The organism is Pseudomonas sp. WS 5071 (genome assembly GCF_012985765.1).
Taxonomy (GTDB): Bacteria; Pseudomonadota; Gammaproteobacteria; order Pseudomonadales; family Pseudomonadaceae; genus Aquipseudomonas; species Aquipseudomonas lundensis_A.
The window spans coordinates 119278-144381 of record NZ_JAAQWY010000005.1; the positions used below are offsets into that span (position 1 = coordinate 119278).

The 25104-nt window shown below is 60.3% G+C and carries 25 protein-coding genes; 15 read left to right on the plus strand and 10 right to left on the minus strand.

Translation table 11 applies throughout. The features are described from left to right. Positions 1–75 precede the first annotated feature (75 nt). Positions 76–531 carry a flavodoxin gene (locus HBN61_RS04625; RefSeq protein ID WP_083333260.1) on the plus strand — a complete coding sequence of 152 codons (456 nt, stop codon included), beginning with the start codon at positions 76–78 and terminating at the stop codon, positions 529–531. On the opposite strand, the gene HBN61_RS04630 is transcribed toward HBN61_RS04625, so the two are convergent. Further along, positions 512–1408 (minus strand): LysR family transcriptional regulator, encoded by an 897-nt coding sequence (locus HBN61_RS04630; RefSeq protein WP_170046236.1) that lies wholly within the window; start codon positions 1406–1408, stop codon positions 512–514. The genes HBN61_RS04625 and HBN61_RS04630 overlap by 20 nt on opposite strands. A gap of 99 nt (positions 1409–1507) precedes the next feature. On the opposite strand from HBN61_RS04630, the gene HBN61_RS04635 reads away from it, so the two are divergent. The 4 genes from HBN61_RS04635 to HBN61_RS04650 all read left to right on the plus strand — a co-directional run bounded on the left by HBN61_RS04635 (position 1508) and on the right by HBN61_RS04650 (position 3894). After that, on the plus strand, positions 1508–1894 hold the full coding sequence (locus HBN61_RS04635) for a CidA/LrgA family protein (RefSeq protein WP_047275470.1): 387 nt from the start codon (positions 1508–1510) through the stop codon (positions 1892–1894). After that, positions 1884–2570, plus strand: a complete 687-nt coding sequence (locus HBN61_RS04640) for an LrgB family protein (protein WP_047273406.1) — start codon at positions 1884–1886, stop codon at positions 2568–2570. Before HBN61_RS04635 ends, HBN61_RS04640 begins: the two co-directional genes overlap by 11 nt. Before the next feature lie 488 nt (positions 2571–3058). Beyond that, positions 3059–3430 (plus strand): hypothetical protein, encoded by a 372-nt coding sequence (locus tag HBN61_RS04645; RefSeq protein WP_047273407.1) that lies wholly within the window; start codon positions 3059–3061, stop codon positions 3428–3430. A 104-nt stretch (positions 3431–3534) separates the two neighbouring features. Continuing rightward, a complete protein-coding gene (locus tag HBN61_RS04650) occupies positions 3535–3894 on the plus strand; it encodes a hypothetical protein (RefSeq protein WP_170046237.1) in 360 nt (119 codons plus the stop codon). Between the two features lie 12 nt (positions 3895–3906). Here HBN61_RS04650 and HBN61_RS04655 read toward each other — a convergent pair whose 3' ends face one another. Next, the gene (locus tag HBN61_RS04655) at positions 3907–4701 is read right to left on the minus strand and encodes an IclR family transcriptional regulator (RefSeq protein ID WP_047275474.1); all 795 of its coding nucleotides are present in this window, start codon (positions 4699–4701) and stop codon (positions 3907–3909) included. 164 nt (positions 4702–4865) lie between these two features. Between HBN61_RS04655 and hmgA the strand changes: the two genes are divergently transcribed. The 4 genes from hmgA to HBN61_RS04675 all read left to right on the plus strand — a co-directional run bounded on the left by hmgA (position 4866) and on the right by HBN61_RS04675 (position 9267). Beyond that, positions 4866–6170, plus strand: coding sequence for a homogentisate 1,2-dioxygenase (gene hmgA / locus HBN61_RS04660; protein WP_047273410.1), 1305 nt, complete (start codon positions 4866–4868; stop codon positions 6168–6170). A 2-nt stretch (positions 6171–6172) separates the two neighbouring features. Continuing rightward, positions 6173–7477, plus strand: coding sequence for a fumarylacetoacetase (gene fahA / locus HBN61_RS04665; RefSeq protein ID WP_047282090.1), 1305 nt, complete (start codon positions 6173–6175; stop codon positions 7475–7477). A 10-nt stretch (positions 7478–7487) separates the two neighbouring features. Then, positions 7488–8126 (plus strand): maleylacetoacetate isomerase, encoded by a 639-nt coding sequence (maiA, locus tag HBN61_RS04670; RefSeq protein WP_047273412.1) that lies wholly within the window; start codon positions 7488–7490, stop codon positions 8124–8126. A 118-nt stretch (positions 8127–8244) separates the two neighbouring features. Next, positions 8245–9267, plus strand: coding sequence for a Glu/Leu/Phe/Val dehydrogenase family protein (locus tag HBN61_RS04675; RefSeq protein ID WP_047275527.1), 1023 nt, complete (start codon positions 8245–8247; stop codon positions 9265–9267). 102 nt (positions 9268–9369) lie between these two features. Here the strand turns inward: HBN61_RS04675 and HBN61_RS04680 are convergent, their stop codons facing one another. Continuing rightward, on the minus strand, positions 9370–9627 hold the full coding sequence (locus HBN61_RS04680) for a YebG family protein (protein WP_047273413.1): 258 nt from the start codon (positions 9625–9627) through the stop codon (positions 9370–9372). Positions 9628–9883: 256 nt separating this feature from the next. Between HBN61_RS04680 and HBN61_RS04685 the strand changes: the two genes are divergently transcribed. After that, on the plus strand, positions 9884–10384 hold the full coding sequence (locus HBN61_RS04685) for a phosphate-starvation-inducible protein PsiE (RefSeq protein ID WP_047273414.1): 501 nt from the start codon (positions 9884–9886) through the stop codon (positions 10382–10384). 77 nt (positions 10385–10461) lie between these two features. On the opposite strand, the gene HBN61_RS04690 is transcribed toward HBN61_RS04685, so the two are convergent. The 4 genes from HBN61_RS04690 to HBN61_RS04705 form a co-directional block, all read right to left on the minus strand. Continuing rightward, positions 10462–10890: an HPF/RaiA family ribosome-associated protein gene (locus HBN61_RS04690; protein ID WP_047273415.1), complete on the minus strand. Its 429-nt coding sequence runs from the start codon at positions 10888–10890 to the stop codon at positions 10462–10464. 202 nt (positions 10891–11092) lie between these two features. After that, positions 11093–13429 (minus strand): TonB-dependent Fe(3+) dicitrate receptor FecA, encoded by a 2337-nt coding sequence (gene fecA, locus HBN61_RS04695; protein WP_169836342.1) that lies wholly within the window; start codon positions 13427–13429, stop codon positions 11093–11095. 95 nt (positions 13430–13524) lie between these two features. Next, positions 13525–14499 carry a FecR domain-containing protein gene (locus tag HBN61_RS04700; RefSeq protein WP_083333263.1) on the minus strand — a complete coding sequence of 325 codons (975 nt, stop codon included), beginning with the start codon at positions 14497–14499 and terminating at the stop codon, positions 13525–13527. After that, the gene (locus HBN61_RS04705) at positions 14496–14984 is read right to left on the minus strand and encodes a sigma-70 family RNA polymerase sigma factor (RefSeq protein WP_083334339.1); all 489 of its coding nucleotides are present in this window, start codon (positions 14982–14984) and stop codon (positions 14496–14498) included. The genes HBN61_RS04700 and HBN61_RS04705 overlap by 4 nt, the downstream gene beginning before the upstream one ends. Positions 14985–15165: 181 nt before the next feature. Here HBN61_RS04705 and HBN61_RS04710 point away from each other — a divergent pair, with 181 nt between their 5' ends. From HBN61_RS04710 to HBN61_RS04720, 3 genes are all read left to right on the plus strand, one after another. Beyond that, positions 15166–15720 (plus strand): RNA polymerase sigma factor, encoded by a 555-nt coding sequence (locus tag HBN61_RS04710; RefSeq protein ID WP_080960300.1) that lies wholly within the window; start codon positions 15166–15168, stop codon positions 15718–15720. After that, positions 15720–16706: a FecR family protein gene (locus HBN61_RS04715; protein ID WP_186347813.1), complete on the plus strand. Its 987-nt coding sequence runs from the start codon at positions 15720–15722 to the stop codon at positions 16704–16706. The genes HBN61_RS04710 and HBN61_RS04715 overlap by 1 nt, the downstream gene beginning before the upstream one ends. 240 nt (positions 16707–16946) lie before the next feature. Beyond that, positions 16947–19382: a TonB-dependent siderophore receptor gene (locus HBN61_RS04720; protein ID WP_083333264.1), complete on the plus strand. Its 2436-nt coding sequence runs from the start codon at positions 16947–16949 to the stop codon at positions 19380–19382. A 4-nt stretch (positions 19383–19386) separates the two neighbouring features. On the opposite strand, the gene HBN61_RS04725 is transcribed toward HBN61_RS04720, so the two are convergent. After that, positions 19387–20262 (minus strand): helix-turn-helix domain-containing protein, encoded by an 876-nt coding sequence (locus HBN61_RS04725; RefSeq protein WP_047273462.1) that lies wholly within the window; start codon positions 20260–20262, stop codon positions 19387–19389. 135 nt (positions 20263–20397) lie between these two features. Between HBN61_RS04725 and HBN61_RS04730 the strand changes: the two genes are divergently transcribed. Next, positions 20398–21294, plus strand: a complete 897-nt coding sequence (locus HBN61_RS04730; RefSeq protein WP_047273421.1) for a DMT family transporter — start codon at positions 20398–20400, stop codon at positions 21292–21294. Positions 21295–21306: 12 nt separating this feature from the next. Here the strand turns inward: HBN61_RS04730 and HBN61_RS04735 are convergent, their stop codons facing one another. Together HBN61_RS04735 and HBN61_RS04740 are read right to left on the minus strand one after the other, a co-directional pair. Then, positions 21307–22296 (minus strand): 2-hydroxyacid dehydrogenase, encoded by a 990-nt coding sequence (locus tag HBN61_RS04735; RefSeq protein WP_070411718.1) that lies wholly within the window; start codon positions 22294–22296, stop codon positions 21307–21309. 128 nt (positions 22297–22424) lie between these two features. Next, a complete protein-coding gene (locus HBN61_RS04740) occupies positions 22425–23357 on the minus strand; it encodes a LysR family transcriptional regulator (protein WP_047273423.1) in 933 nt (310 codons plus the stop codon). Between the two features lie 220 nt (positions 23358–23577). Here HBN61_RS04740 and HBN61_RS04745 point away from each other — a divergent pair, with 220 nt between their 5' ends. Further along, positions 23578–25089 (plus strand): efflux transporter outer membrane subunit, encoded by a 1512-nt coding sequence (locus HBN61_RS04745; protein WP_047273424.1) that lies wholly within the window; start codon positions 23578–23580, stop codon positions 25087–25089. The last annotated feature ends 15 nt before the right edge of the window (positions 25090–25104 follow it).

Here is a 25104-nt window from a genome sequence, read left to right on the forward strand (position 1 = left end):
GTCCACGTGCCATCACCGAAACGTGGCGTCACCTGCTAATATCCCAGCCTTTTAGTCAGTGACAGGATCAGATTGATGAAAGTCGCCATCCTTTGTGGCTCGGTGTATGGCACCGCAGAAGAAGTTGCCCGTCATACCAAACAATTGCTGACCGATGCCGGGTGCGAGGTTTTGCTCAATTCTCGCGCAACCCTGGCCGATATCCAGGCATTTGCCCCCGAAGCCTTGCTGGCGGTGACCTCGACCACCGGCATGGGCGAGCTGCCGGACAATCTGGCGCCGTTATACAGTGCCATCCATGACCAACTGCCTGCGGCCTGGCGCGGCTTGCCGGGCGGCGTGATCGCGCTCGGTGATGAAAGCTATGGCGATACCTACTGCGGCGGCGGTCAACTGATGAGCGAGTTGTTCGCGGAACTGGGATTGCGTGAAGTGCAGCCGATGTTGCGCCTGGACGCCAGCGAAACCGTAACCCCGGAAAGTGACTGCGAACCGTGGGTCGAAGCCTTCATCAAAGCACTGACCCAGTAACCGGCCGTTCGCGCAGCAGCTCCAGCCAGGCTTGCGCTGCGCGAGACAAATACGCCCCTTCGCGCCAGATGAACGCGATGTTCCATCGCAGATCTTCAGGCGCGATGAGTTTTAGCCTCACCACGCCGGGGCGAACCAGCCCGCGTGCCACCACACTGGGCAGCAACACCACGCCCTGACCGGCGGCCACCAGCGCCACCAGAAAGTCCGACTGCCCGCTGCGGCCCCCCTCCTTGGGGGTAAAACCCAATTGTTGACAGGCCTGCAGTAACCGATCGTTCAATACAAAACTGCGCTGATACAGCAAGAACGGTGTTTCAGACAGCTGCTCCAGTCGCACGCTGCCGTCTTCAGCCAGCGGATGATCGGCAGGAAGCAGTGCGTCCAGTGGCTCATCACAAAACGGTTGATAGGCAAAGGTCGGGTTTTTCGGCGTCAAACTGCCGCCCAACTCCAGCTCGCCGCTCAACACGGCCTGCTCAACCACCAGGCTGCCGCCTTCGAGCAATTGCACCTGAATATTGGGATACCGGCGCCGGTATTCGGCAAACAGGCTGGCGAATAGCGCATCGCTGCCCAACAGCGGCAAGCCCAGGCGCAACTCGCCGCGGGTCAGTTGACTCAAGTCGTCCAGTTCGCTCAACAACTCTTGTTGCAGACGCAACATCCCCTCAGCCCGTTGCAATACCACCGTGCCCGCTGCGGTCAGCCGCACGTGCGAACCGAGGCGGTCAAACAGCGGCGTGCCAAGGTTGTGTTCAAGCTGCGCCACCTGCTTGCTCACTGCCGATTGGCTGATGTGCAAGGTATGGGCGGCCGGTGTAAAGCCCCCGGCGCGCGCAACTTCAACGAATGTGCGCAATTGTTTGAATTCCATTTTTCAAATTCCTGTTTGGAATGGCTGTCAGTCTAACAATTCGTTTTCGGGATGGAAGGGGTGTCTTTACACTGAAAGCCTGTTTGGGATGGACACAAAATGAAACGCTTCGATGTAAAACGCTTGGGCCGTCTAGTCAGCGAAATCGCCGTATTGCTGGCTATTTATTTTCTCGGTTGCCAGATTTCGGTGTGGTTACACCTGCCCATTCCGGGTGGGGTAGTGGGCATGGCGCTGTTGCTGCTGGCGTTTGCGCTGGGTTGGGTCAAACCGGCCGCGCTGCAACTGGGCGCGGGTGTGCTCATGGCTGAAATGCTGCTGTTTTTTATTCCGGCGTTGATGAGCCTGCTCGACTACGGCGCACTGGTACGGGACGAAGGCTGGCGAATTTTGCTGGTGATCGGGATCAGCACCTTGTTGGTGATGGTCGTCACGGCTTTCACCGTCGAGGCCGTGTGCCGCTGGAGGTTGCGTCATGAAGTTTGAATGGATGCCGATGTTCTGGCTGCTGCTGACCTTGGCGACCTATGGCTTGAGTCGCTGGTTGTATCGGCGCACAGGGCGCTACCTGCTGTCGCCGCTGATCCTTGTGCCCGCGTTGTTGCTGGCCGTGGCGGTGCCTCTGCACACGGCGTACGCCGAGTACGCCAGCAACACCCATTGGCTGATGCTCGTGCTGGGGCCGGTCACGGTGGCCTTTGCTGTACCTATCTGGCAACAGCGGCTCTTGCTGGCCAAGCACTGGGTGGCGTTGCTGCTGGGAATGCTGGCGGGGAGTGCGGCGTCCATCGCCAGCTCGTTCTGGCTGGCCAGGGCGCTGGCGCTGGACACCTCGTTGACCCTGTCGCTGGTGCCACGCTCCATCACCACGCCCTTTGCCATGCCACTGGCGCAAGATCTGGGCGGCGTACCTGAGCTGACCGCAGTCTTCGTCATGTTTACCGGCGTGTTTGGCGCCTTGCTCGGGGGCATCCTGCTTAAGTGGTTGCCGCTGCACAGCAGTTTGGCGCGCGGAGCGTTGTTCGGGATCGGTGCCCATGGCGCGGGCGTGAGCCGTGCCCGTGAGGTCGGCAGCGAAGAAGGCTCCGTCGCGGGGCTGGTCATGGTGCTGACCGGTATTCTCAATCTCTTTGCGGCACCGCTGTTGGCGATGGTGTTGTAGTCACCACGCTCATTGCCTGCCCGGCCCTGCTATGCCCGCCCCTCAAATCCCGCTCATAAAAAAGGCCGCTGTAAAGACAGCGGCCAAGGAAGACGTTCGATCAAGGAGCTACAAATCAACGTCAAGGTGAACCTGGATTGCCCATGACCTGTAAGGCTTGGGACTGAATTCGGTCGGCAGAATCGTCGCGACTCAATGCCCGTGGGGCTCTGGCAGTGCGCCTGAAACCGGGGGCAAGAATACGGCGTGGGCGGAGCGGGAGTAAGTCTGCTTTCAGACAATCTCTGTTACAACTTCGGCAATAGTGAAATGCCTGATGCGGCTCTCTAGCCCGCATCTCTTGGGACTCTTCGCGACTATCCCGTCAATAACTATGTAGTGCATCGCCCCGTGTCAGATCGCATTTAATAAGCCATCGAAAGGTTTCTGCCTGCTTTCCAATTTCAGCATGAGGCTGAAGGGCGGGTAGTTATAAAAGGAGTTTTACCTTGAACACGATTGATAAAAATGCTGCTGACGTCGACTTCACCCTCAAGCCAAGCCCGGAAATCGATACGCGCGTACGTGAATTCCTGAACGCCAAGCTTGAGGCGCACGGCACAGACAGTCAGCAGGTATACATCACCACCGTCAGCAATGCCGCCGAGCCTGTCGTGACATTCAGCCAGGACCTGAATGCCCTGGGCAATGACACGCTGGAGTGGGGCAATGTTCAAATTCACGACACCGCAGTGACCGGGTGCTTCTCGAAGCATTGGGTCTATGACGAAGCTGTTCGCGTGAGCAGCCCGTCTGTCCGTGAAGTGGAAGCGCTTATGCAAGAGCTGTTGGCGCATGCCAAAGAACACTGGAACAGCTGATATTCCCTTTCATAACCCCCGAAGTTCGCTGAAAACCTGAGGTATTGACAGGATCATGCTGTCAGAACGAACGCACTGGGGGAGGTCCTTACAGGAATGGCAACGTGAACAACGTTATTGATGACTCAAAAGATCCGCAATTGTTGAACGCCTTAAATGATCGCATCCGGACCTTTTTGAACAAGCAGCTTGAAGGGTACGGTCTGGATTGCGGCGAGGTGTACATCAACATCGTGGACGATCCGGTCACGCTTGAACTGGTCTCCAGCGAATCGCTGCTCGAGGTCGGTTTAGCGTGTTTGGTGCAAGACCGTGAACCCACCTACGTCCAGGGGCTGACCCAGGCTTTCTCCAAGCCCTGGAGGTTTGATGAAGCCGATCGCATCCGCAAGCCTTCGTTGTATGACATCGAAAAAATCATGCGCAAACTGCAGGATGAAGCCAAATATCAGTGGAGCAGGTAAGCCCTGCGGGTATCAGCGCTGCTGATACCCCATGCGCCAACTGATCGCCTGGCTGGCAGCCAATACACGGCTGGCAGCCGGGCCTTGTTGATCGGGATGGAACAGCGACGCCGGGCCCACCACCGTCAATACGGCGGCTACCTTGCCGGTCGCATCAAACACCGGCGCCGATAAGGCATCGACGCCAGGCATCAACAAACCGTGAACCACGTGCAGGCCGCGTTCACGAATCTTCTCGCACAACTGCTCGTAGGCCTCAGGTGCTTGTAGCGGGTGCAGGTGCTCACTGCTGAGCTCCAGTGCGCGCAACTCCCGGGTTTCGCGGTCGGGCAGGAACGCATTGAACACCAGACCCGTCGACGAGCTTAAAAGCGGCAAGACCGACCCTAATTGCGTCACCACTGTGACGGCACGCACCGCCGGTTCAATGTGGACGACCGTTGCGCCCTGGTTGCCCCATACCGCCAAAAAACAGGTCTCGTTCAAGTCATCGCGCAACTCGGACAAGGGCGCTGTGGCGACCTTCACGACGTCCATGCTGTTCAGCGCGGCCAGACCGACCCGCAAGGCTTCACGCCCCAGACCATAGTGGTTGGTGGCGGGATTCTGCTCGGCAAATCCACTGGCAATCAGGGCCTGCAAATAGCGATGCACTTTGCTCGCGGGCATCTGCACGTGCTCAGCCAGACGCGACAGCGAGGTGGAGGGCGACAACTCGGCCAGTGCCTTGAGAATGTCCGTGCCGACTTCAGCGGAACGTACTTTTTGCTTGCCTGTGGTGTCGGCGCTGGGGCTGGGCTTGTCCATGGAATGGCTTACATCTCGGGATGAATGGGCGTCTTTATAGCTTGACGCTAATCGGCAATCAAATTACGTTATGCGTAATTGAATTACGATAAAAATAATGCAGTGGTGCGCGCACTGATTCAGCGCTGAGCGCAGTTAACTGCTTTCTCCACTCTGGAGGCTCCATGACCCTCGAACTGTCCTCGTCGACCCTTGAGTATCAATCCGGGTTCGGCAACGAATTTTGCAGCGAGGCACTGCCCGGCGCCTTGCCGGTTGGCCAGAACTCCCCGCAAAAAGCCCCTTACGGCCTGTACGCCGAATTGTTGTCGGGCACCGCCTTCACCATGACCCGCAGCGAAGCGCGCCGCACGTGGATGTACCGCATCCAGCCTTCGGCCAATCACCCTGCGTTCAGCAAACTTGAGCGGCAACTGGCTGGCGGCACACTGGGCCCCGTGACACCGAACCGCTTACGCTGGAACCCGCTACCGATCCCGGATGCGTCGACCGATTTCATCGACGGCCTGGTGGCAATGGCCGCCAACAGCACGGCAGACCAGCCTTCAGGCATCAGCATTTATAACTACTGCGCCAACAGCTCGATGCAGCGGGTGTTTTTTAACGCCGATGGCGAACTGTTGATCGTGCCTGAGCTGGGCCGCCTGCGGATTGCCACTGAGTTGGGGCGTCTGGACCTGGCGCCTCTGGAGATTGCGGTCATTCCGCGCGGCATGAAATTCCGCGTTGAGCTGCTGGATGCGCAGGCGCGCGGTTATGTCGCTGAAAACCACGGCGCGCCGTTGCGCCTCCCGGACCTGGGGCCAATCGGCAGCAATGGCCTGGCCAACCCGCGAGACTTCCTGAGCCCGGTGGCGCACTACGAAGACCGTCAGCAACCGACCCAACTGGTGCAAAAATTCCTTGGCGAACTCTGGGGCTGTGAACTGGATCATTCGCCCCTGAACGTGGTCGCTTGGCACGGTAACAACGTGCCGTACAAATACGACCTGCGCCGCTTCAATACCATTGGCACGGTCAGTTTCGACCATCCCGACCCGTCGATTTTCACGGTATTGACCTCGCCCACCAGTGTTCCGGGCCTGGCCAACCTGGACTTCGTGATCTTCCCGCCCCGCTGGATGGTGGCTGAAAATACGTTCCGGCCACCGTGGTTTCATCGCAACCTGATGAATGAATTCATGGGCCTGATTCAGGGCAGCTACGACGCCAAGGCGCAAGGGTTCCTGCCCGGCGGCGCATCGTTGCACAGCTGCATGAGCGCCCACGGCCCGGATGGCGAAACCTGCAGCAAAGCCATTGCGGCCGACCTGCAACCGAGCAAGATCGACAACACCATGGCCTTCATGTTCGAGACCAGCCAAGTGTTGCGTGCGACCCGGTACGCCCTGGAATGCCCGCAACTGCAAACTCAATACGACGCGTGCTGGGCCTCCTTGCCCGTCACCTTCACCCCGAACCGGAGATAAGCATGACCCAGTCCACTCTTGCCCGTAGCTGGATCGCCTCTGCCAACGGGCACAGCGATTTCCCGTTGCAGAACTTGCCCTTGGGCGTGTTCAGCCTCGCCGGTTCGACACCCCGCAGCGGTGTTGCCATCGGCGACCACATTCTGGATCTGGAGGCGGGGCTGGCGGCCGGTCTGTTCGAAGGCCAGGCCAAGGTGGCTGTCGAAGCGACACTGGGCGGCACATTGAATGCCCTTTTCGCATTGGGCCGCCGTGCCCGGGTCGCGCTGCGCGAACGCTTGATTGAACTGTTCGTTGAAGGCAGCACGCTGCGTGCAAAGATCGAAGCGCAGAGCACCAGCCTGTTACCACTGGCTGCCGATTGCACAATGCACCTGCCAGCCCGAGTCGGTGATTACACCGATTTTTACGTGGGCATCGAACATGCGAAAAACGTCGGCAAGTTGTTCCGTCCCGATAACCCGCTGTTGCCCAACTATAAATATGTACCGATTGGTTACCACGGTCGGGCGTCCACCCTCCGAGCGTCGGGCACCGAGGTGCGTCGCCCTAAAGGTCAGACCCTGCCAGCAGGCCAGACCGAGCCGAGTTTTGGCCCGTGTGCCCGTCTGGACTACGAGTTGGAGCTGGGTATCTGGATCGGCCAGGGCAATGAGATGGGAGATGCCATTCCTGTCAGTGAGGCGGGCGAGCATATTGCCGGTTTTTGTCTGCTTAACGACTGGTCGGCCCGGGACATTCAGGCGTGGGAATATCAACCGCTGGGCCCATTCCTGTCGAAAAGCTTCATTACCTCAATTTCACCCTGGGTGGTGACGGCCGAAGCGCTGGAGCCGTTCCGTCGTGCCCAGCCGCAACGCCCGGAGGGAGATCCACAGCCGCTGGCGTACCTGCTGGATGAGCAGGATCAGGCCACTGGCGCGCTCGACATCGAACTGGAAGTGCTGCTGCTGACACAGGCCATGCGCGAACAAAACTTGGCACCTCATCGTCTGGGGCTGAGCAATACCCTGAACATGTACTGGACGGCCGCGCAGTTGGTGACGCACCACAGCGTCAACGGTTGCCAACTGCAAGCCGGTGACCTGTTTGGTTCGGGCACGTTGTCGGGGCCTGAACGCTCGCAATTGGGCAGCCTGCTGGAACTCACCGAGGGCGGAAAACACCCGGTCGAATTGGCCTCCGGCGAGGTGCGTAAATTCCTTGAAGACGGCGACGAAATCATTCTGCGTGCCCGTTGCACCCGTGATGGTTTTGCCCCGATCGGGTTTGGCGAATGCCGTGGCAAGGTGATCGCGGCGCGTTAAGGAGCGAGTCATGGAACTCTTTACTTACTATCGCTCAACGTCCTCGTATCGGGTGCGTATCGCGCTGGCGCTCAAGGGGCTGGATTATCAGTCGGTCGCGGTCAACCTGATCGCGGCCGGGGGCGGTGAGCATCGCCAGCCACACTACCTGAAGCTCAACCCGCAAGGCCGTGTACCGGCTTTGCGCACTGACGACGGCGAGGTGCTGACCCAGTCCCCGGCCATCATCGAATACCTCGAAGAGCGTTATCCGCAGCCGCCGCTGCTTTCTGACAACCTGATCACCCGCGCACATGAGCGCGGCGTGGCCAGTGTGATCGGGTGCGATATTCACCCGTTGCACAACGTCAGTGTGCTCAATCAACTGCGTGCCCTGGGGCAGGGCGAAGCCCATGTCACGCAGTGGATCAGCCACTGGATTTCCTTAGGTTTGGCCACCATCGAGCAGTTGATTGGCGACAGCGATTTTTGTTTTGGCCCGCAGCCGGGCCTGGCAGATGTGTACCTGATTCCTCAGTTGTATGCGGCCGAGCGTTTTAGCGTGTCGCTGGCAGGTTATCCACGCATCGCGCGCGTGGCGCAACTGGCCGCGCAACATCCGGCGTTCATCAACGCACACCCGTCACGGCAGCCCGATACCCCGGCCTGAGCCCAGCAACATATGCCCGAAACCGCACAGGTTGTTCGGGCTTATGCCTGCGCACTTCAACGACTTTTCAGGCGACGCCTATACTGGCGATTACCTGTCACCTCTCGAGGGCCGGAACATGTTTGCTCTCATGCAAAGCGCTCGTCTGGAGTCGCTTCATCTCAGTGTCGACCCGGTCACCGGGCTCAAAGCGGTGATTGCCATTCACAACAGTCAATTCGGGCCTGCACTGGGCGGTTGCCGTTATCTGGCTTACCCCGATGACGAAAGCGCGATCAATGATGCGATCCGCCTGGCCCAAGACATGAGCTACAAGGCGGTACTGGCCGGACTGGCAGCGGGCGGCGGCCAGGCCGTCATCATGCGCGCCCCGCATGTTGAAAGCCGTGCGGCCCTGTTTGAGGCATTCGGCCGTTGTGTCGAGCAACTGGATGGACGCTACATCACGGCCATCGACAGCGGAACGTCAACGGCCGACATGGACTGCATCGCCCAATACACCCAACACGTCACCAGCACCACTGCGGCGGGCGATCCCTCGCCTCATGCCGCGATGGGGGTGTTCGCGGGCATTCGCAGCACGGCGTCATGGCGACTGGGCAGCGATAATCTGGAAGGGTTGCGGGTAGCGATTCAGGGGTTGGGCAAGGTCGGGTTCGCGCTCGCTGAACAACTGCACGCAGCAGGCGCCGAGTTGCTGGTCAGCGACACCGACGCGGGCAAAGTGCGACTGGCGATGGAGCAATTGGGTGCGCACCCCATTGCCCCGGAAGCCTTGCTCAGCACCCCGTGCGACATACTCGCGCCCTGTGGTCTGGGTGGCGTGCTCAACTGGCACAGCGTGGCGCAATTGCGCTGTTCGGCCGTGGCGGGGTGCGCCAACAACCAGCTGACCAACTTGCAGGTGGGCGACCAACTGGAGCGCCGGGGCATTCTGTATGCGCCGGACTACGTGATCAATTCGGGCGGTTTGATCTTCATGGCGTTGACCCATCAAGGGGCGCAACCTGAAGCCATCAACCAACAACTGCTGCGCATCAGCGAGCGACTGACTGGCATTTATGCCCACGCACAAGCCGAAAAGCGCTCACCGGCAAGGGTGTCGGATGAACTGGCTAAAAAAATGTTGTACGGCGAATAACCAGTACCGCATGCCTCGGGGCTCGATTGATTGCCCGCATGCCGGTCGGTCACAAGGTCGGGCTCTGCTCGCTGGCCAGAGCCCGGTGACGGCTGCAGGTGTTTACTCGCTGTCAGTCAGCAGCTCAGACAAGGCGTCCGGCTGGCTCTTGAAGGCCTTGGCAAAGATATCGCGATTTTTCGCCATGTAGATGCCTGCTTCTTCGACTTGCTGCTCGTTCAGGGACGGCACAGCTTTTTGCAACACTTCAGCCAGTAACTCTGCCAGCTCCAGCATTTTGTCATGACGGTCAGCTTCGGCTTTATCCATGAACAAACGCTCCAGATCTCGGCTGCTGCGGTATACCACTTCGACGGCCATTTACCACCTCATATGCCTTCACGATAAGTTGTCTTGCGATTACTGTATTTATATACAGCTAAAAGGATAAGCCAATCGCCAGCATTTGAATAGCGGCTTTTTTACTCTAGCTGCAATTGGGGTGTGAAGCGCAGGGCGGACGTGTCTAATGGCGCCCGGCCACCTTCTCATTCGCGGTGCTGGCCTTTTTTCTGCATGCAAAAAGTGTCATGAGCATCGCGGATTATCCGTTCGAGTCGTTTCAAGGAGCTGCATCGTGAGAGTGAACAAAGCCGAAAAACTACGGCGCCAGGTCCATGAACTGGCCGAGTCGATGGGCAACCTGTTTGTCGAAACCTTCCATTATTTGGCGCTGTTCGCCATAGGCGCGGTCACGGCCTGGGCCGCCGTGATGGAATTTTTGCAAATGGTGGAGAAGGGCAATATCAGCATTGACGACATCTTGTTGCTGTTCATCTACCTCGAACTGGGCGCCATGGTCGGGATTTATTTCAAGACCAACCACATGCCGGTGCGCTTCCTGATCTACGTGGCGATCACGGCGTTGACCCGCTTGCTGATTTCCAACGTGTCGCACCACAACCCGCCAGACATGGGCGTTGTGTATTTGACGGGCGCCATTTTGTTGCTGGCGTTTGCGATCCTGGTGGTGCGATACGCGTCTTCGCAGTTCCCGTCCGTGAAGATCGAGAACCCGCATCGCAAGACCGGCGCGGGCTCGGGCGAGCACCCTGAAGTGGAGAAGGGCGAGCTGTAACGCCACGTTCGGCACACAAAAAAGGGCGGGCCTACCGAAGTAGACCCGCCCTTTTTTAGTGCGTCCTTTTGGCTAAATCAGCTGATTTTGTCGAGTTCTTTTTCTTTCTCCAAAAACTCTTCTTCCAGCAAATCGTCAGCGCTTTCTTTGGGTTCTTTTTCTTCAAACCCTTCAACCGCCAGTTTTGGCGAATGCTTGCCACGCAGTTTGCCGAACAGATGTTCCAGCGCGTTCTCCAGTTTTGCTGCAGCGCCTTCCACGGCTTGCGTCAGCGAATCGGCGTCCTGGGAAACGGAAATCGGTTGATGGCCTTTTGGCCGTGCTTCCATTTTGCAGCGTTTGTCCTTGGGACCGGACTTGCCACCATTCTCATCACTCAGATGCACTTCGACCCGAGTCAGGTCCTCCAAGTGGCGTTCGAGCGTAACCTCAACAGTTGCTTGTACCCATTCCTGAGTGCGTTTGTCGCTGTCGATGTGTTTATCGGAAAAGACGTTAATTTGCATAATGCTTCCCTTATTTCAGCTTGCTCGAGTGAGTTGTGACGGCCTCGAGTGGACAAAGGTTCATCGTCATCGCTCAGTTACAGTGTTTGAGCCGATGAGCAAATATTTCAAGCACTATTTTCAGCAAACGTTGCGCACTGTGATCGGCGTCAGTCTTTGGCAGCCATAAAGGCCCGGGCAGCCGGGCCTTTAACGATTTGAATCAAAATGCGACAGATGTCTGCAAGTACACGGTGCGCGGTTCTCCCACGTACTTGCCTTTGTTGTTATCGTCGAACGAGCGGGTGAAATACTCGTGGTTCAGGATGTTTTTGACCCCGACGGCGACGTTGAGGTCCGCCAGTTGTGGGCCGAAGTCGTAGCCCACGCGGCTGCTGAACACCATGTAGCCAGGGATCTTTCCGGTGCTGCCGTCAGCGCTTTCTGCGCGTGTATTGGCATTGTCCGCAAACTGATCGGTCTGGTAGCTGCTGTCGAGGTTGGCTTTCCACGGCCCTTGCGTATAACCGATGCCCAAGGTGCCTTTGTTTTTGGAGGAGAAGGGCACACGCTTGCCTTTGTTAGGCCCCTCTTCGCGGATAGTCGCATCCACGTAGGCATAGGTGGCATAGACATCAAACCCGCTGAGTATCGGGCTCACGCCCTCCAGCGCGTAATTCACACTCGCCTCGATGCCCTGATGCCGCGTCTTGCCCCGGGCGATGACGGTGTCGGTGGTCTGGTTGCTGTCGTACTGGTTATTGAAATTGATGAGAAACGCGCCGATCTCCGCCCGCAGGTTGCCATTGTCATAACGGGTGCCGAGTTCCCACGTACGGGCTTTCTCCGGTTTGACTTCGCCGCCGCTGACCCGGTTTGGCATCTGGCTGTATTGCACACTGCCAAACGAGCCTTCGGTGTTGGCGTAGAGATTCCAGCTGTCGTTGACGTGATACAGCACGTTCAGCGCGGGCAGCGGCGTGTTGTAGTCGCCTTTGTATTTAACGTGGGTCAGCAGGTTGGTCTGCTGCTGTTCAATCATTTCGTAGCGAATACCGGGTGTGAACGTCCATTTGCCGATGTCGATCTTGTCATCGATGAAAAACGCGTGAGCCTCGGTCTCACCCCGTGTGTCGCGGTCATTGCGGCTGTTGGTGGTCGGTAATTGATTGGCAGCAATCGGGGTGCGATAGCGCAGTTCGTGCCCGGCTTCGTTGATATAGCGATAGCCGACGCCGACTTCATGGGTGGTGTTGCCCAGATCGAACCCCTGGGAGAAGCGTGTTTCGATCCCGCGCACCCAGTACTCACGGGGTGACAGTGACAGGAAGGTGCCCTGGTCCAGATAACCGCTGCGCAGGGTTTTGGTGAAGAAGCTGTTGACCGTGAATTCGCGACGCTCTTGCTGATAGCGGTAACCGACGTTGACCAGCGTGCGACGGCCCCAGAATTTGTCGTTGGGGCGTGTCGACTGATACGGATCCGCTTTGTAGGCCGCTGTACTCAAACCGCCCGGCATGTCGGCTTCACCCTCGTAGTACTGGGCCATGGCATGCACGCTGTTGGCGTCATCGATTGAGTAATTGCCCTTGAGGATCAGGTCATCAATGCGCGTGTCGCTGTGTTCGCGCCAGTCGCCCCCGCGCGTGCCGGAGTACAGCAGCGCACCGCCCAGGCCGTTGTCGGCCGTGCCGCCCGCCAGCACGTTGCCGGTGGTCTTGAAGCCGTCGTGGCTGGACGAGGGGCTGGTCTGGGTCTGAAAGCCGGCCTTCACCGTGGGCGCGTCGGGAATGGCGCGGGTCACGAAATTGACGATCCCGCCCACGTTTTGCGGGCCGTAGCGCACTGCGCCGCCACCCCGAACCACGTCGACCGCGTCCATATTGCCCATGCTCACTGGGGCAAACGACAACTGTGGTTGCCCATAGGGCGCGAACGGCACGGGGATGCCGTCCATCAACACGGTGGAGCGGGTGGCCAGACGCGGGTTGAGGCCGCGAATGCCGAAGTTCATGGCCATGTCATGGCTGCCGGTGCCGTTGTTTTCGGGCGCGTTGACGCCCGGGATGCGGTTGAGCACGTCCCGCGCCGAGGTGGCGCCCTGGCGTTCGAAGTCTTCGCGTCGAATCACGTCCCGGGCGCCAGGGTGTTCGAACACATCGGTTTGTGCCGCCTCGCCCAACCAGTCGCCGACCACTGTGGAGGCGCCCAGCTCGATGCTTGCGGGCACTGCGGGCGTGCTTGCCGGTTGCAGGCTGAACGCACCTTCACCCTCCGCGCGGGCTTGCAGGCCAGTGCCTTCGAGCAGGGTGTGCAGCCCTTGCTCGGTGCTGAAGTCACCGTCGAGGCCACGGCTTTGCAGGCCGCTGGCAGTGGCCGAACCGAATGAAATCAGCACACCGGCTTCGCGACCAAACTGGTTCAGCGCGGCCTCCAGCGAAGCAGGGGCAATGTGATAGGTCCGGGCGTCGGCCAGCGCCTGGGGAAGTACGCCCAGGCTGAGGCTGGCGCCCAGCACCAGACGGGCCAGTGGAGAGAGACGTGAAGGCTGAACAGGCATGACGGGTTTCCGAGCAGGTCAAAAGTGAGGGGGCTTACCTGCTCTGTCACGCGAGATGTGAAATCGGCTCACGGCGGCACATAAAAATCAGCCGCTTAAACGTTGGACTCAACCGTCACCCAATAACGGGTAAATCGCTTGACCCGCACGGGCAGGCTGACGTGCAGCAGATCGAGCACGCGTTCAGTGTCGTCAATCGGGTAGGTGCCGGAAATCAGCAGGTTGGCGACTTTGGGATCGCAATGGAGCTGGCCGCGACGGTATCGGCTCAGTTCGGCGATAAAGTCTTCCAGGCGCATGTGCGCGGCCACCAAAACGCCATCGGCCCACGCGCCGCTGCCCGCGTCGAGTGCGTGTGGGGTGCTCCATGCCTGAGGGGTAAAGCTCACTTGCTGGCGCGCTTCGAGTTGCAACGGGCTGCCGGGGTAGGCCTGTGGCGCCAGTTGCACGCGTCCTTCAAACACGGCGATGTGGGTGCGGTCGCGGAATTGGCGCAGGTTGAAACGCGCCTTGTCCGGCTGCAACACACCGTGAGCGGTGTGCACGTGCAAGGGGCGCGCCTCTTGGGCGACGGTCATTAGCACCTCGCCGTCGAGCAAGCGAATCAGCCGTTGTTGTGCATCGAATCTCACGTCCACCGAACTGCCGGTGTTCAGGCGGATCTGGCTGCCGTCGTGCAGGTTCACAGTGCGCCGTTGGCCGATCGGGCTGCTGTAATCGGCCAGCAGCGGGGTCAGCGGCAGTTGCTCGCGCAGGCCGTAGGTCATGGCCGACCCGGCGCCCAACAGCAGCAACAGTTTCAGGGCCTGACGCCGGGTGCGCGTTTGCGGGGCGTTCAAGGCCGCGTGGGCGAGGGGCGACGACAACCCGCGCAGGCGCTGGTTGACTCGCTGAATGTGGTCCCACGCCCGCTGGTGTTCCGCATGGGCGTCGAGCCACTGTTGCCACGCGCGCTGGCGCCGCGGGCTCAGCGCGCTCAGCGCGCCGCCTTGCATTTCCACCAGCCAGCTCACGGCCTGTTCAGCGACCTGCGGCGCGATCTCTGGCGGGGTGTTGAAGACGCCGTTCATAGCGCGAAATAGCAGCGCATGGCGGCTTTGTTCAAATGACGTTTGACGGTCGCAATCGAAATGCCCAGTTGCGTAGCGATGTCGGCGTAGCTGAGGCCATCGACTTGTGCGAGCAAAAAGGCACGCTTGACCGGGGACGGCAGGCCGTCGAGCAATTGGTCCAGCTCCATCAGGGTTTGCAGGATGATGGCGCGCTCTTCTTCACTGGGCGCCAGCGCTTGCGGTTGCTCGGCCAGGGCCAGCAGATAAGCACGCTCAAGGTCTTGGCGACGGTAATGATTGAACAGCACGCGCTTGGCGACCGTGGTCAAAAACGCCCGTGGCTGCGCGATGTCCGGCGTCTCCCGTGCCGTGAGCAATCGCATGAACGTGTCTTGTGCCAGGTCGGCGGCGCCTTGCGGGCAGCCGAGCTTGTGCCGCAGCCATCCCGTGAGCCAGCGGTGGTGGTCCAGATACAGGCCTTCAATGGTATTTGACTGCGACAACCACCACCCCGAGTGCACCGAACGCGCTTTAGAGAACAAGAATTGTTCGCATTGTAGGGGTGAGCCCTTGTCTTGAGCAATCACTGACGATCGTCAGGCGGATGCGCAGGCCATCATCTGCTTTTGCATATGAGAATATTTATCATTAGTATCGCTTTCCTTTAGCCCACCTTCGACGCCCATGAATCCTCCCCAACATCAGGAAGGCCCTGACAGCGAATCGCGCCATGGACGTGCGCATTTCCTTCAGGTGTTTCTCTCCCAGCGCCCGCAAATGGAAGCCTTGGTCAGTCGTCGCGTGGGCTGTCGGGCCACCGCGGCGGATCTGGTGCAGGATTTGTTCGTGCGGTTTTGGCGTCGCCCGCTGGTGCAGGTCGAAGAATTGGGCACCTATTTATTGCGTTGCGCGGGCAATATCGCCATTGACCATTTGCGCAGCGAAGGTTCGCGCGGGCGGATCAATCAGCACTGGCAGCAAGACGCTGACACTCACGGCTGCGAGCCGCAGGCTGCGCTGGAGGCGGGCAATGATTTGCGTCAAGTCGAGGCTGCCTTGCGCGGTTTGCCGGAACGCACGCGGCATATCTTTTTGCTCAACCGCATTCATGGCCGCACCTATGCCGAGATCGCCAAGGTCATGGGCGTGTCCCAAAGCGCCGTGGAAAAACATATGATGCGCGCCCTTGAGGCCTGCAAGGCCAGCCTGCGTGAGCCGCCGACCGGGAAAGCACCGTGATGAACCGTTCGACGATTGAGGTAACGCCCGAGCAAGAGCGCACCGCGCTGGCATGGTTGAGCGTATTGCACGACCAGCCCGACAGCGGCGATCAGGCCACCTTCAGCCGCTGGCTGCACGCCGACCCCGCCCATGCCGAGGCCTACGCACAAGCCCAGGTGGTCTGGGAGTTGAGCGAAGTGGCGGGCAGCCGGTTGGCCGGAGAAGAGGCGCTGGTCATGCAGCGCTACCTGTCGGCGATGAACGTCTCGAAACGCAACCGCGTTTGGCAATGGTCCAGTGGCGTGGCCGTCGCGGCGTGCCTGCTGCTGATGCTCGGGGTGTTCGCCGGGTGGCAACCGGCGCGCTGGATCGACGACCTGGGCGCCGATTATGTCAGTGCGCCAGGTCAGGTTCGGACCCTGACACTGGCCGACCAATCCCGGGTCACGCTGGATGCCGACAGTGCCATTGCGGTGAACTTCAGCGGCGGCGAGCGCCATGTGCAATTGCGACGTGGCGTGGCGTTTTTTCAGGTCAGCCACACGGGCGAGCCTTTTGTTGTGGACGCCCAGAACGGCGAAGCGCGAGTGCTGGGCACCGAATTTGAAGTGCGCAGGCAACCGGAAGGCGCGCAAGTGACGGTGTTGTCCGGGCGCGTCGGCGTGAAGGCCGGTGCGCACGCGCCTCAGCAGATTCTCAGCGCCGACCAGCAAGTGGCGTATGACGGCGGGGTGTCGGGTGCTGTGCAGGGGGTCGACAGCAAGGCTCGGCTGGGCTGGCGATCAGGCTGGCTGACCTATTCGAAAACCCCGCTGGTGGACGTGGTGGCCGATCTCAAGCGCTACTTCCCGGGCCAGATCGTACTGTTGAATACCGAGTTGGGTCAGCGACGTATCAGCGGCAGCTTCCCCAGCCATGACCCCCAGGCCGTGCTCAATTCGCTGCAAGGTGTGCTGGGGTTTGAACAGAACACCGTGTTTGGGCGCTTGATCGTGTTGCGCTGACACGGCCCTCACGGTAGAGACCGGGGACATCGTTTACACATGAGACCGGGGCCGGTAGCAGGTGAACCTCAGTTCACGCACATCCCGTTCCCTCTCCTTGCGCAAGAGGGGACGGGGGAGGAGAAAACGGCGCAATTATTTTTCAGTCCGGGGGTGAGGTATACCCCGCGCCCATCCGTGTAGTGCTTGAAAATGCGAAAAATTCGCATTACGTAACAGGTTGGCACACAGGTCATGAGCATGAAGTCCCAGGCAAGGTCAGCGCATCGCGGTTCGATTACACAGGGGTTGGGCGCTTCGGCGCTGTTGATGGTCGGTCTGGCATTAACCCCGTTGAGTGAGGCCATCGCGGCTGACACCCCGGTGCAGCACAGCGCGACGCAATTTGCGTTCAACCTGCCCGCAGAACCCTTGCCGCAAGCCTTGAATGACTTCAGCCGCGTGACCGGCCTGAGCGTGGTGTACACCGACGAAGCGCCCTATGGCCTGCAAGCGCCCGCCATCAACGGCCGCATGAGTGCCGAGCAGGCGCTGCAACAATTGCTCGCCCAGTCGGGCTTCAATGCGCGTCGCACCGACGCCAATACCTTCGCCCTTGAGCCTGCGCCCACGGCCGGGGCCTTGAACCTGGGGGCGACCAGCATCACGTCGCTGGCCATGGACGACTCCAGTTACCAGCCGCCAGCCGTGACCTCGGTCATGCGCGGGCAGGGCGACAGCATGGAGATCCCGCAAACCGTCAACGTGGTGGCCGCGCAGGTGATCCGCGACCAAGCGCCGCGCAATCTGGATGACGCGCTGAACAACATCAGCGGCATTACCCAGGGCAACACGCTGGGCAGCACTCAGGACTCGGTGATGAAACGCGGGTTTGGCGACAATCGCGACGGCTCGATCATGCGCGACGGCATGCCGCTGGTGCAGGGCCGGGCGCTCAATGCCACGGCTGAGCGGGTCGAAGTGCTCAAGGGCCCGGCGTCGTTGCTGTATGGCATTCAAGACCCCGGCGGTGTGGTCAACGTAGTGAGCAAAAAGCCGCAACTGGCGCAGTTCAACGCGCTGACCGTGCGCGGCTCGACCTACGGTTCGGGCAAAAACGGCAGCGGCGGCCGTTTTGACAGCACCGGCGCACTGGGCGAGTCGGGGCTGGCGTATCGGATGATCGTTGACCACGAAGACGAAGATTACTGGCGCAATTTCGGCACTCACCGTGAAACGCTGATCGCGCCTTCGCTGGCGTGGTATGGGGACACCACGCAGGTGTTGCTGGCGTACGAGCACCGCGAATTCCTGTCGCCGTTTGACCGTGGGACGGCCATCAACCCGGCCACCAACCACCCGTTGGACATCCCGGCCACCCGCCGTCTGGATGAACCTTTCAACAACATGGAAGGGCGCTCGGACCTGTACCGGCTGGAAGTCGATCACACCCTCAACGACAACTGGAGCGCCCATGTTGGCTACAGCTGGAACCGCGAAACCTACGACGCCAGTCAGGTGCGGGTCACGGCGGTCAATCCGAAGACCGGCACGCTGACGCGCAAAATGGACGGCACCCAGGGCGCAGTCAGCACCGACCGCTTCGCCACGGTCAGCCTGCAAGGCAAGGTGCAGGCGGCGGGCATGCAGCACGATCTGGTGGTTGGGCTGGACGACGAGTACCGCAAAATTTATCGCGCCGACCTGATCCGCCAGAACAGCCAGTACCCTTTCAGCTACCTCAACCCGGTGTACGGCAGCGAGGTGGCGGGCACCACCGTCAGCGCCAGCGACAGCAATCAGACCGATGTGCTGCGCAGCGACTCGCTGTTCCTGCAGGACTCGATTCACCTCACCGATCAATGGATTTTCGTCGCGGGCGGGCGCTTCCAGAAATACGACCAACTGGCAGGCAAGGGTCGCCCCTTCACCGCCAACACCGACACCAACGGCCAGACCTGGGTTCCGCGTGCCGGGCTGGTGTACCGCTACACCGATGAGCTGTCGTTTTATGGCAGCTATACCGAGTCGTTCAAACCCAACTCCACCATTGCCCCGCTGACCGGTGGCGTGGTGCTGGACTCGGCCATAGCCCCCGAACAGGCCAAGTCCTGGGAAGTGGGCGCCAAACTGGACATGCCGGGGCGCATCACGGGCACGCTGGCGCTGTATGACATCAAAAAACGCAACGTACTGGTGTCTACCACCGTGGGCGACGACACGGTGTATTCGGCGGCGGGCGAAGTCAGCTCGCGCGGGTTGGAACTGGACGTCAGTGGCCAGCTCAGCGAGCAGTGGAGCCTGATCGGCAGCTATGCCTACACCGATGCGCAAGTGACCAAGGACCCGATCTACAAGGGCATGCGCCTGCAAAACGTGGCGAAAAACAGTGGCTCGCTGTCGGCGGTGTATGACTTTGGCACGGTCGTGGGCGGCGATAAATTGCGCGTGGGGGCGGGTGCCCGGTATGTGGGCGAGCGCGCCGGGGATGCGCTCAATGACTTCGACCTGCCCGGTTACACCGTGGCCGATGCGTTCGCCACTTACGACACCCGGGTCGAAGGGCAAAAGGTCACACTGCAACTCAACCTCAAAAACCTGTTCGACCGCACCTACTACACCTCGGCAGCAAGCCGCACCTTCGTCTCCATGGGGGATTCTCGGCAAGTCTCGGTGGCCAGCACGCTGGAGTTTTGAGGCGTCAGGGCCTGAACGCCGCGCGGTATTCGCCCGGCGTCGCGCCCAGGGTTTGCCTGAACCGGTTGGTGAAGTGACTGGCGCTGGCAAAACCGCAGGCCAGTGCAATCTCGCCCAATGCCAGTGAGCTGTGGCGCAACAACTCCCGCGCCCGGTTCAGGCGTCTGGCCAAGACGTATTGATGCGGCGCCAGACCAACACTTTCGCGAAACATCCGGGCGAAGTGATAGGGCGACAACGCGCACTGCGCCGCCAGTTGGCCGATGCTCAATGGCTCGGCCAGTTGCTGCTCGATGGTCTCGACCAACTGCCGACGTTGATACGCCGCCAACCCGCCTTTCAGTGGCAAACCGTCGCGTTTGCCGACCTGACTGAGCACGGCATGATCGAGCAATTCATTGGCCAGGCTGCTGGTGAGCAGGCGCTCGCCCGGTTCGGCCCAGTTGAGTTTTAACAATTGATGAAAGCGCCCGGTCTGCTGTGCGTCGTCCAGGAACGTGAACTCGCGCAATTGCAGGGTGCGCGGTTCTTTATCCAGCAAATGAATGCAGCCCAGCGCGAATTGCTCCTGACTCACGTACACGTGGGCCAGGCGAATCGCGCCATTAATCACCCAGGCCGACGCATGCTCAGCGGGCAATACGCAGAGTTTGCCCGGCGCGCCTTTGGTGCCCGGTTGTTCCCGGCGAAACGTGCCGGTGCCGCCCGAGATGTAGCACGACAACGTGTGGTGGGTCGGGGCTTGGTAGTCGCGGGCGTCGTGATGGTTGCTCCAAAGGGCTGCGGCCATGCCGTCACCGAGCTCGGCACTGTGCTCAAGGCGAGCATTGGGCGAGCGGCTCATGGATTGAAACACTTGCAGGGTATCGAAAGCAGGCATGGTCAGTTCTCCAACGTTTTGCATCCTACTCCTGCGTGTGCGCACTGCCAGCCCTGCGCCCAACAAAAGCGCAAGAATCTGCAAGTGCGCCCACGGGCGCGGATTCACACTGAGGTCCACCTTCAGGAGCGCGCCATGAACCTATCGTTATATGTGTTGACCGTGTTGATTTGGGGCACCACCTGGATCGCCCTCAAGTTGCAACTGGGTGTGGTGGCGATTCCGGTGTCCATCGTGTATCGCTTTGGGCTGGCGGCACTGGTGCTGTTTGCGCTGTTGTTGCTCAGCCGCACATTGCAGGTCATGAACCGGCGCGGGCACCTGATATGCCTGGCGCAGGGGCTGTGCCTGTTTTGCGTGAACTTCATGTGTTTTTTAACCGCCAGCCAATGGGTGACCACCGGTTTGATCGCGGTGGTGTTTTCCACCGCCACGCTGTGGAACGCGTTGAACGCGCGGATCTTCTTCAAGCAGAAAATCGCCCGTAACGTGCTGCTGGGCGGTGGTTTGGGGTTGACCGGACTGGGCTTTCTGTTCTGGCCCGAGGTGAGTGCACACACCGCAACCCCTGAGACGATGTTGGGCCTGGGGTTGGCCTTGCTGGGTACGATGTGTTTTTCGGCAGGCAACCTGCTGTCGAGCCTGCAACAAAAGGCCGGCCTCAAACCCCTGACCACCAACGCCTGGGGCATGCTGTATGGCGCCAGCCTGCTGGCGCTGTACTGCGTGATAAGGGGCATCCCGTTCGACATGGAATGGAACACCCGTTATATCGGCTCGTTGCTGTACCTGGTGATCCCCGGATCGGTGATCGGCTTTACCGCGTACTTGACGCTGGTGGGGCGCATGGGCCCGGAACGCGCCGCCTATTGCACGGTGCTGTTCCCGTTGGTGGCGCTCAACGTGTCGGCCTTCGCCGAGGGGTATCAGTGGACAGCACCGGCCTTGATGGGGCTGGTGCTGGTGATGCTTGGCAACGTGCTGGTGTTTCGCAAGCCCGCCCGGCCGGTGTTGCAGGCCAAAGTGGCTTGAGGCTGCCCGGCGTCAGCCTTTGAACACCTGCGGGTTGACCAGATCCTGCGGCCGCTCGCCGAGCAACGCGCTGCGCAAGTTAGCCAGCGCGCGCTGGGCCATGGCGTCGCGGGTTTCGTGGGTCGCGGAGCCGATATGGGGCAGGGTGACGGCGTTCTTGAGCTGGAACAGGGGCGAGTCGCTGAGCGGCTCTTTTTCGTACACATCCAGCCCGGCCCCGCGAATCGTGCCATGTTGCAGGGCGTGGACCAGCGCGGCTTCGTCCACCACGGGGCCACGGGAAATATTCACTAAAATGGCGCTGGGCTTCATCAGCTGCAACTCACGCTGACCGATCAGGTGACGGGTCTTCTCGCTCAATGGCACCACCAGGCACACGAAGTCAGCTTCGGCCAGCAACTGCTCAAGGCTGCGGTATTGCGCGCCCAGTTCGTGCTCAAGGTCGGTCTTGCGGCTGTTGCCGCTGTAGAGGATCGGCATGTTGAACCCCAAACGGCCCCGGCGTGCCACCGCCGCGCCGATATTGCCCAGGCCGACGATGCCCAGCGTTTTGCCATGCACATCGCAACCGAACAGCGCGGGCGGCACGCTGGCCTGCCATTGACCGGCCTTGGTCCAGGCGTCCAGTTCTGCGACACGCCGGGCGCTGCTCATGATCAGGGCGAAGGCCAAGTCCGCCGTGCTTTCGGTGAGCACGTCCGGGGTGTTGGTGAGCATGATCCCGCGTTCGTTGAAGTAGTCGACGTCGTAATTGTCGTAACCCACTGAGACGCTGGACACCACTTCCAGCTGCGTGGCGTTTTCCAGCTGCTGGCGGCCCAATTTGCGCCCGACGCCGATCAAACCGTGGGCGTGGGGCAGGGCCTGATTGAACTGTTCATTGATGTCGCCCAGCTTGGGGTTGGGCGCGATGACGTTGAAGTCCTGTTGCAGGCGCTCGATCATCTCGGGGGTGACGCGGCTGAAGGCGAGAACGGTTTTCTTTGTGCTGGAAAGGCTCATCGGAACAAGGCTCATCGGCTGGCGGGAATGTGAGCACGCTAACATTCATGGCCGAAGATTGCAGCGTTTCAAGCCCTTCCCGATCCTCCCTCGCGGGGGGAGAGGATCAGGGGGGGGCTGGCTGCGGGTCAGCTGTACGTCGCCAACTCTGTCTGATGCGCGGTCAAAATTTCCGGCAGCGAACCGCGCAGGTATTCCACCCACGTTTTGATCTTCGCATCCAGGTACTGGCGCGACGGATAGATGGCGTACAGGTTCAGTTCCTGCGAGCGGTACTGGGGCAGCATGCGCACCAGGGTGCCGTTGCGCAGGCCGTCGATGGCCGCATACACCGGCAATACGCCCACCCCCATGCCACTGGTGATCGCGGTTTTCATCGCGTCAGCCGAGTTGACCAAAAACGGTGAGGTGTTAATCAGCACCATTTCCTGGCCTTCAGGGCCGTCGAACACCCATTTATCCAGCGGAATGACCGGGCTGACCAGCCGCAGGCAGGCGTGGTTGAGCAGGTCGCTGGGTTTGGTCGCGGTGCCGTTGGCTTTCACGTAACCGGGCGAGGCACACACAATGCTGTAGGTAATGCCCAGACGCTGGGACACAAACCCCGAGTCCGGCAGCTCACTGGCCAGCACGATGGACACGTCATAGCCTTCGTTGAGCAAGTCCGGAACGCGGTTGGCCAGGGTCAGGTCGAAGGTTACGTCCGGGTGGGTCTTGCGATAGCGGGCAATGGCGTCGATCACAAAGTGCTGACCGATGCCGGTCATGGTGTGCACTTTCAATTGCCCGGCAGGGCGCGAGTGGGCGTCGCTGGCCTCGGCTTCGGCTTCTTCTACATAGGCCAGGATTTGCTCGCAGCGCAGCAAGTAGCGTTTACCGGCTTCGGTCAGGGCGATGCGCCGGGTGGTGCGGTTCAGTAAGCGGGTTTGCAGGTGGGCCTCAAGGTTCGAGACCGCGCGCGACACGTTAGCGGTAGTGGTATCCAGCATGGCGGCTGCCGCCGTAAAACTTCCGGCTTCAGCCACGCAACTGAACGCGCGCATGTTTTGCAAGGTGTCCATGGGGTGCTCTCAGAGGGCAATAAAAGGGACAACAACAACGTAGACAGCAACAAATTGTGACATGAAGTTTCAGTGTTTACCGAGGCTTATGCATTCGACCAACGGATTATCCTGATAACGGTAATAAAGATTCACAGTTATGCCAGCTTATCGTTGCGTGTGCCAACCCATAGACTTATCCGACTCAAGCCTTCTCCCCCTCATGCAGGAATTTGCAGCAGTGCCGCGTCGCATCAGCAGAGAGCTTAAAGCCCTCAGTGTTCTGGCTTTATCGTTAGCATTAAACGGCTGTATCGGTTTCGGTGGCATCGGCCCCAAAAGCCAGATGATGTCCGCCAATACCCTGGCCACGGACGAAGCGATTCAAGACGCCGCTAAAGACGCAAACTGGCCCAGGGCCCAGTGGTGGCACGCCTATGGCGACCCCCAACTGGATGCCTGGATCAGCCTCGCGGTGCAGGGCAGCCCCACCATGGCCATGGCCGCCGCCCGTGTGCGTCAGGCCAAAGCCATGGCGGGTGTGGCCGAGTCTGCCGAGTCGCTGCAAATCAATGGTGAATCGACGCTCAAACGTCATAACTGGCCGTCCGACCCCTTCTATGGGCCGGGCGCGCTGGATAACGCCACCACCTGGGACAACAACGCGGCGCTGGGCTTCAGTTTTGCCCTCGACCTGTGGGGCCGCGAAAGCAATGCCACCGAACAGGCCGTGGACATGGCGCACATGAGTGCCGCCGAAGCCCGCCAGGCCCAGCTCGAATTGCAGAACAACGTGATCCGCGCCTACATCCAGTTGTCGCTGCATTACGCCCAGCTCGACATCATCGAGTCGACCCTGCACCAGCAGGAGCAAATTCTCGACCTGGCGCAAAAACGCCTGGATGGCGGCATCGGCACGCATTTTGAAGTGAGTCAGGCGCAAGCCCCGCTGCCGGAAATTCACCGTCAGATCGATGCGCAGGAAGAAGAAATTGCCTTGACCCGAAACCAGTTGGCCGCATTGGCCGGTAAAGGTCCGGGCGAGGGCGCCCGATTGAAGCGCCCGACACTGGCGTTGGGCACCGCCCTCAAATTGCCGTCTGCCTTGCCTGCCGAGTTGCTCGGCCAACGGCCTGACGTGGTCGCCAGCCGCTGGGAAGTCGCCGCTCAAGCACGCGGCATTGACGTCGCCCATGCCGGTTTTTACCCCAACGTCGATCTGGTGGGCAGCATCGGTTTCATGGCCACCGGCGGCGGGGCGCTGGAGTTCCTGACCGGTAAAAAACTCACTTACAACGTGGGCCCGGCCATCACGTTACCGATCTTCGATGGCGGCCGATTGCGCTCCGAATTGGGGGTGGCTTCAGGCGGGTATGACATGGCCGTGGCCAAGTACAACCAGACCCTGGTCACTGCGCTCAAGGGCATTTCCGATCAACTGATCAAACGTGAGTCGATGGAAAAACAGCAAGCATTCGCCGCCGAGTCGGTTGAAGCGGCGCAGAAAACCTACGACATCGCCATGGTCGCCTTCCAGCGCGGCCTGACCGACTACCTCAACGTGCTCAACGCACAAACCCTGCTGTTCAAACAGCAGCAGATTCAGCAGCAGGTTCAGGCCGCGCGCCTGAGTGCCCATGCCGAGCTGGTGACGGCGCTGGGTGGCGGCCTGGGGGCGGGCAACGACGTGCCCAAGGACGACCGCTATGTCCCGGACAAACCGCCAGCGGTGATGGCGATTTTCAACCATTGATCTTCGTTCGCCTTC

Coding starts and splice junctions, on each gene's coding strand:
- HBN61_RS04635 (WP_047275470.1), top strand. CDS start 1,508: ATGAAACGCTTCGATGTAAAACGCTTGGGCCGTCTAGTCAGCGAAATC.
- HBN61_RS04675 (WP_047275527.1), top strand. CDS start 8,245: ATGTTTGCTCTCATGCAAAGCGCTCGTCTGGAGTCGCTTCATCTCAGT.
- HBN61_RS04735 (WP_070411718.1), bottom strand. CDS start 22,296: ATGAGCCTTTCCAGCACAAAGAAAACCGTTCTCGCCTTCAGCCGCGTC.
- fecA (WP_169836342.1), bottom strand. CDS start 13,429: ATGCCTGTTCAGCCTTCACGTCTCTCTCCACTGGCCCGTCTGGTGCTG.
- hmgA (WP_047273410.1), top strand. CDS start 4,866: ATGACCCTCGAACTGTCCTCGTCGACCCTTGAGTATCAATCCGGGTTC.
- HBN61_RS04640 (WP_047273406.1), top strand. CDS start 1,884: ATGAAGTTTGAATGGATGCCGATGTTCTGGCTGCTGCTGACCTTGGCG.
- HBN61_RS04680 (WP_047273413.1), bottom strand. CDS start 9,627: ATGGCCGTCGAAGTGGTATACCGCAGCAGCCGAGATCTGGAGCGTTTG.
- HBN61_RS04725 (WP_047273462.1), bottom strand. CDS start 20,262: ATGCCTGCTTTCGATACCCTGCAAGTGTTTCAATCCATGAGCCGCTCG.
- HBN61_RS04690 (WP_047273415.1), bottom strand. CDS start 10,890: ATGCAAATTAACGTCTTTTCCGATAAACACATCGACAGCGACAAACGC.
- HBN61_RS04710 (WP_080960300.1), top strand. CDS start 15,166: ATGAATCCTCCCCAACATCAGGAAGGCCCTGACAGCGAATCGCGCCAT.
- HBN61_RS04720 (WP_083333264.1), top strand. CDS start 16,947: ATGAAGTCCCAGGCAAGGTCAGCGCATCGCGGTTCGATTACACAGGGG.
- maiA (WP_047273412.1), top strand. CDS start 7,488: ATGGAACTCTTTACTTACTATCGCTCAACGTCCTCGTATCGGGTGCGT.
- HBN61_RS04625 (WP_083333260.1), top strand. CDS start 76: ATGAAAGTCGCCATCCTTTGTGGCTCGGTGTATGGCACCGCAGAAGAA.
- HBN61_RS04700 (WP_083333263.1), bottom strand. CDS start 14,499: ATGAACGGCGTCTTCAACACCCCGCCAGAGATCGCGCCGCAGGTCGCT.
- HBN61_RS04740 (WP_047273423.1), bottom strand. CDS start 23,357: ATGGACACCTTGCAAAACATGCGCGCGTTCAGTTGCGTGGCTGAAGCC.
- HBN61_RS04715 (WP_186347813.1), top strand. CDS start 15,720: ATGAACCGTTCGACGATTGAGGTAACGCCCGAGCAAGAGCGCACCGCG.
- fahA (WP_047282090.1), top strand. CDS start 6,173: ATGACCCAGTCCACTCTTGCCCGTAGCTGGATCGCCTCTGCCAACGGG.
- HBN61_RS04730 (WP_047273421.1), top strand. CDS start 20,398: ATGAACCTATCGTTATATGTGTTGACCGTGTTGATTTGGGGCACCACC.
- HBN61_RS04655 (WP_047275474.1), bottom strand. CDS start 4,701: ATGGACAAGCCCAGCCCCAGCGCCGACACCACAGGCAAGCAAAAAGTA.
- HBN61_RS04630 (WP_170046236.1), bottom strand. CDS start 1,408: ATGGAATTCAAACAATTGCGCACATTCGTTGAAGTTGCGCGCGCCGGG.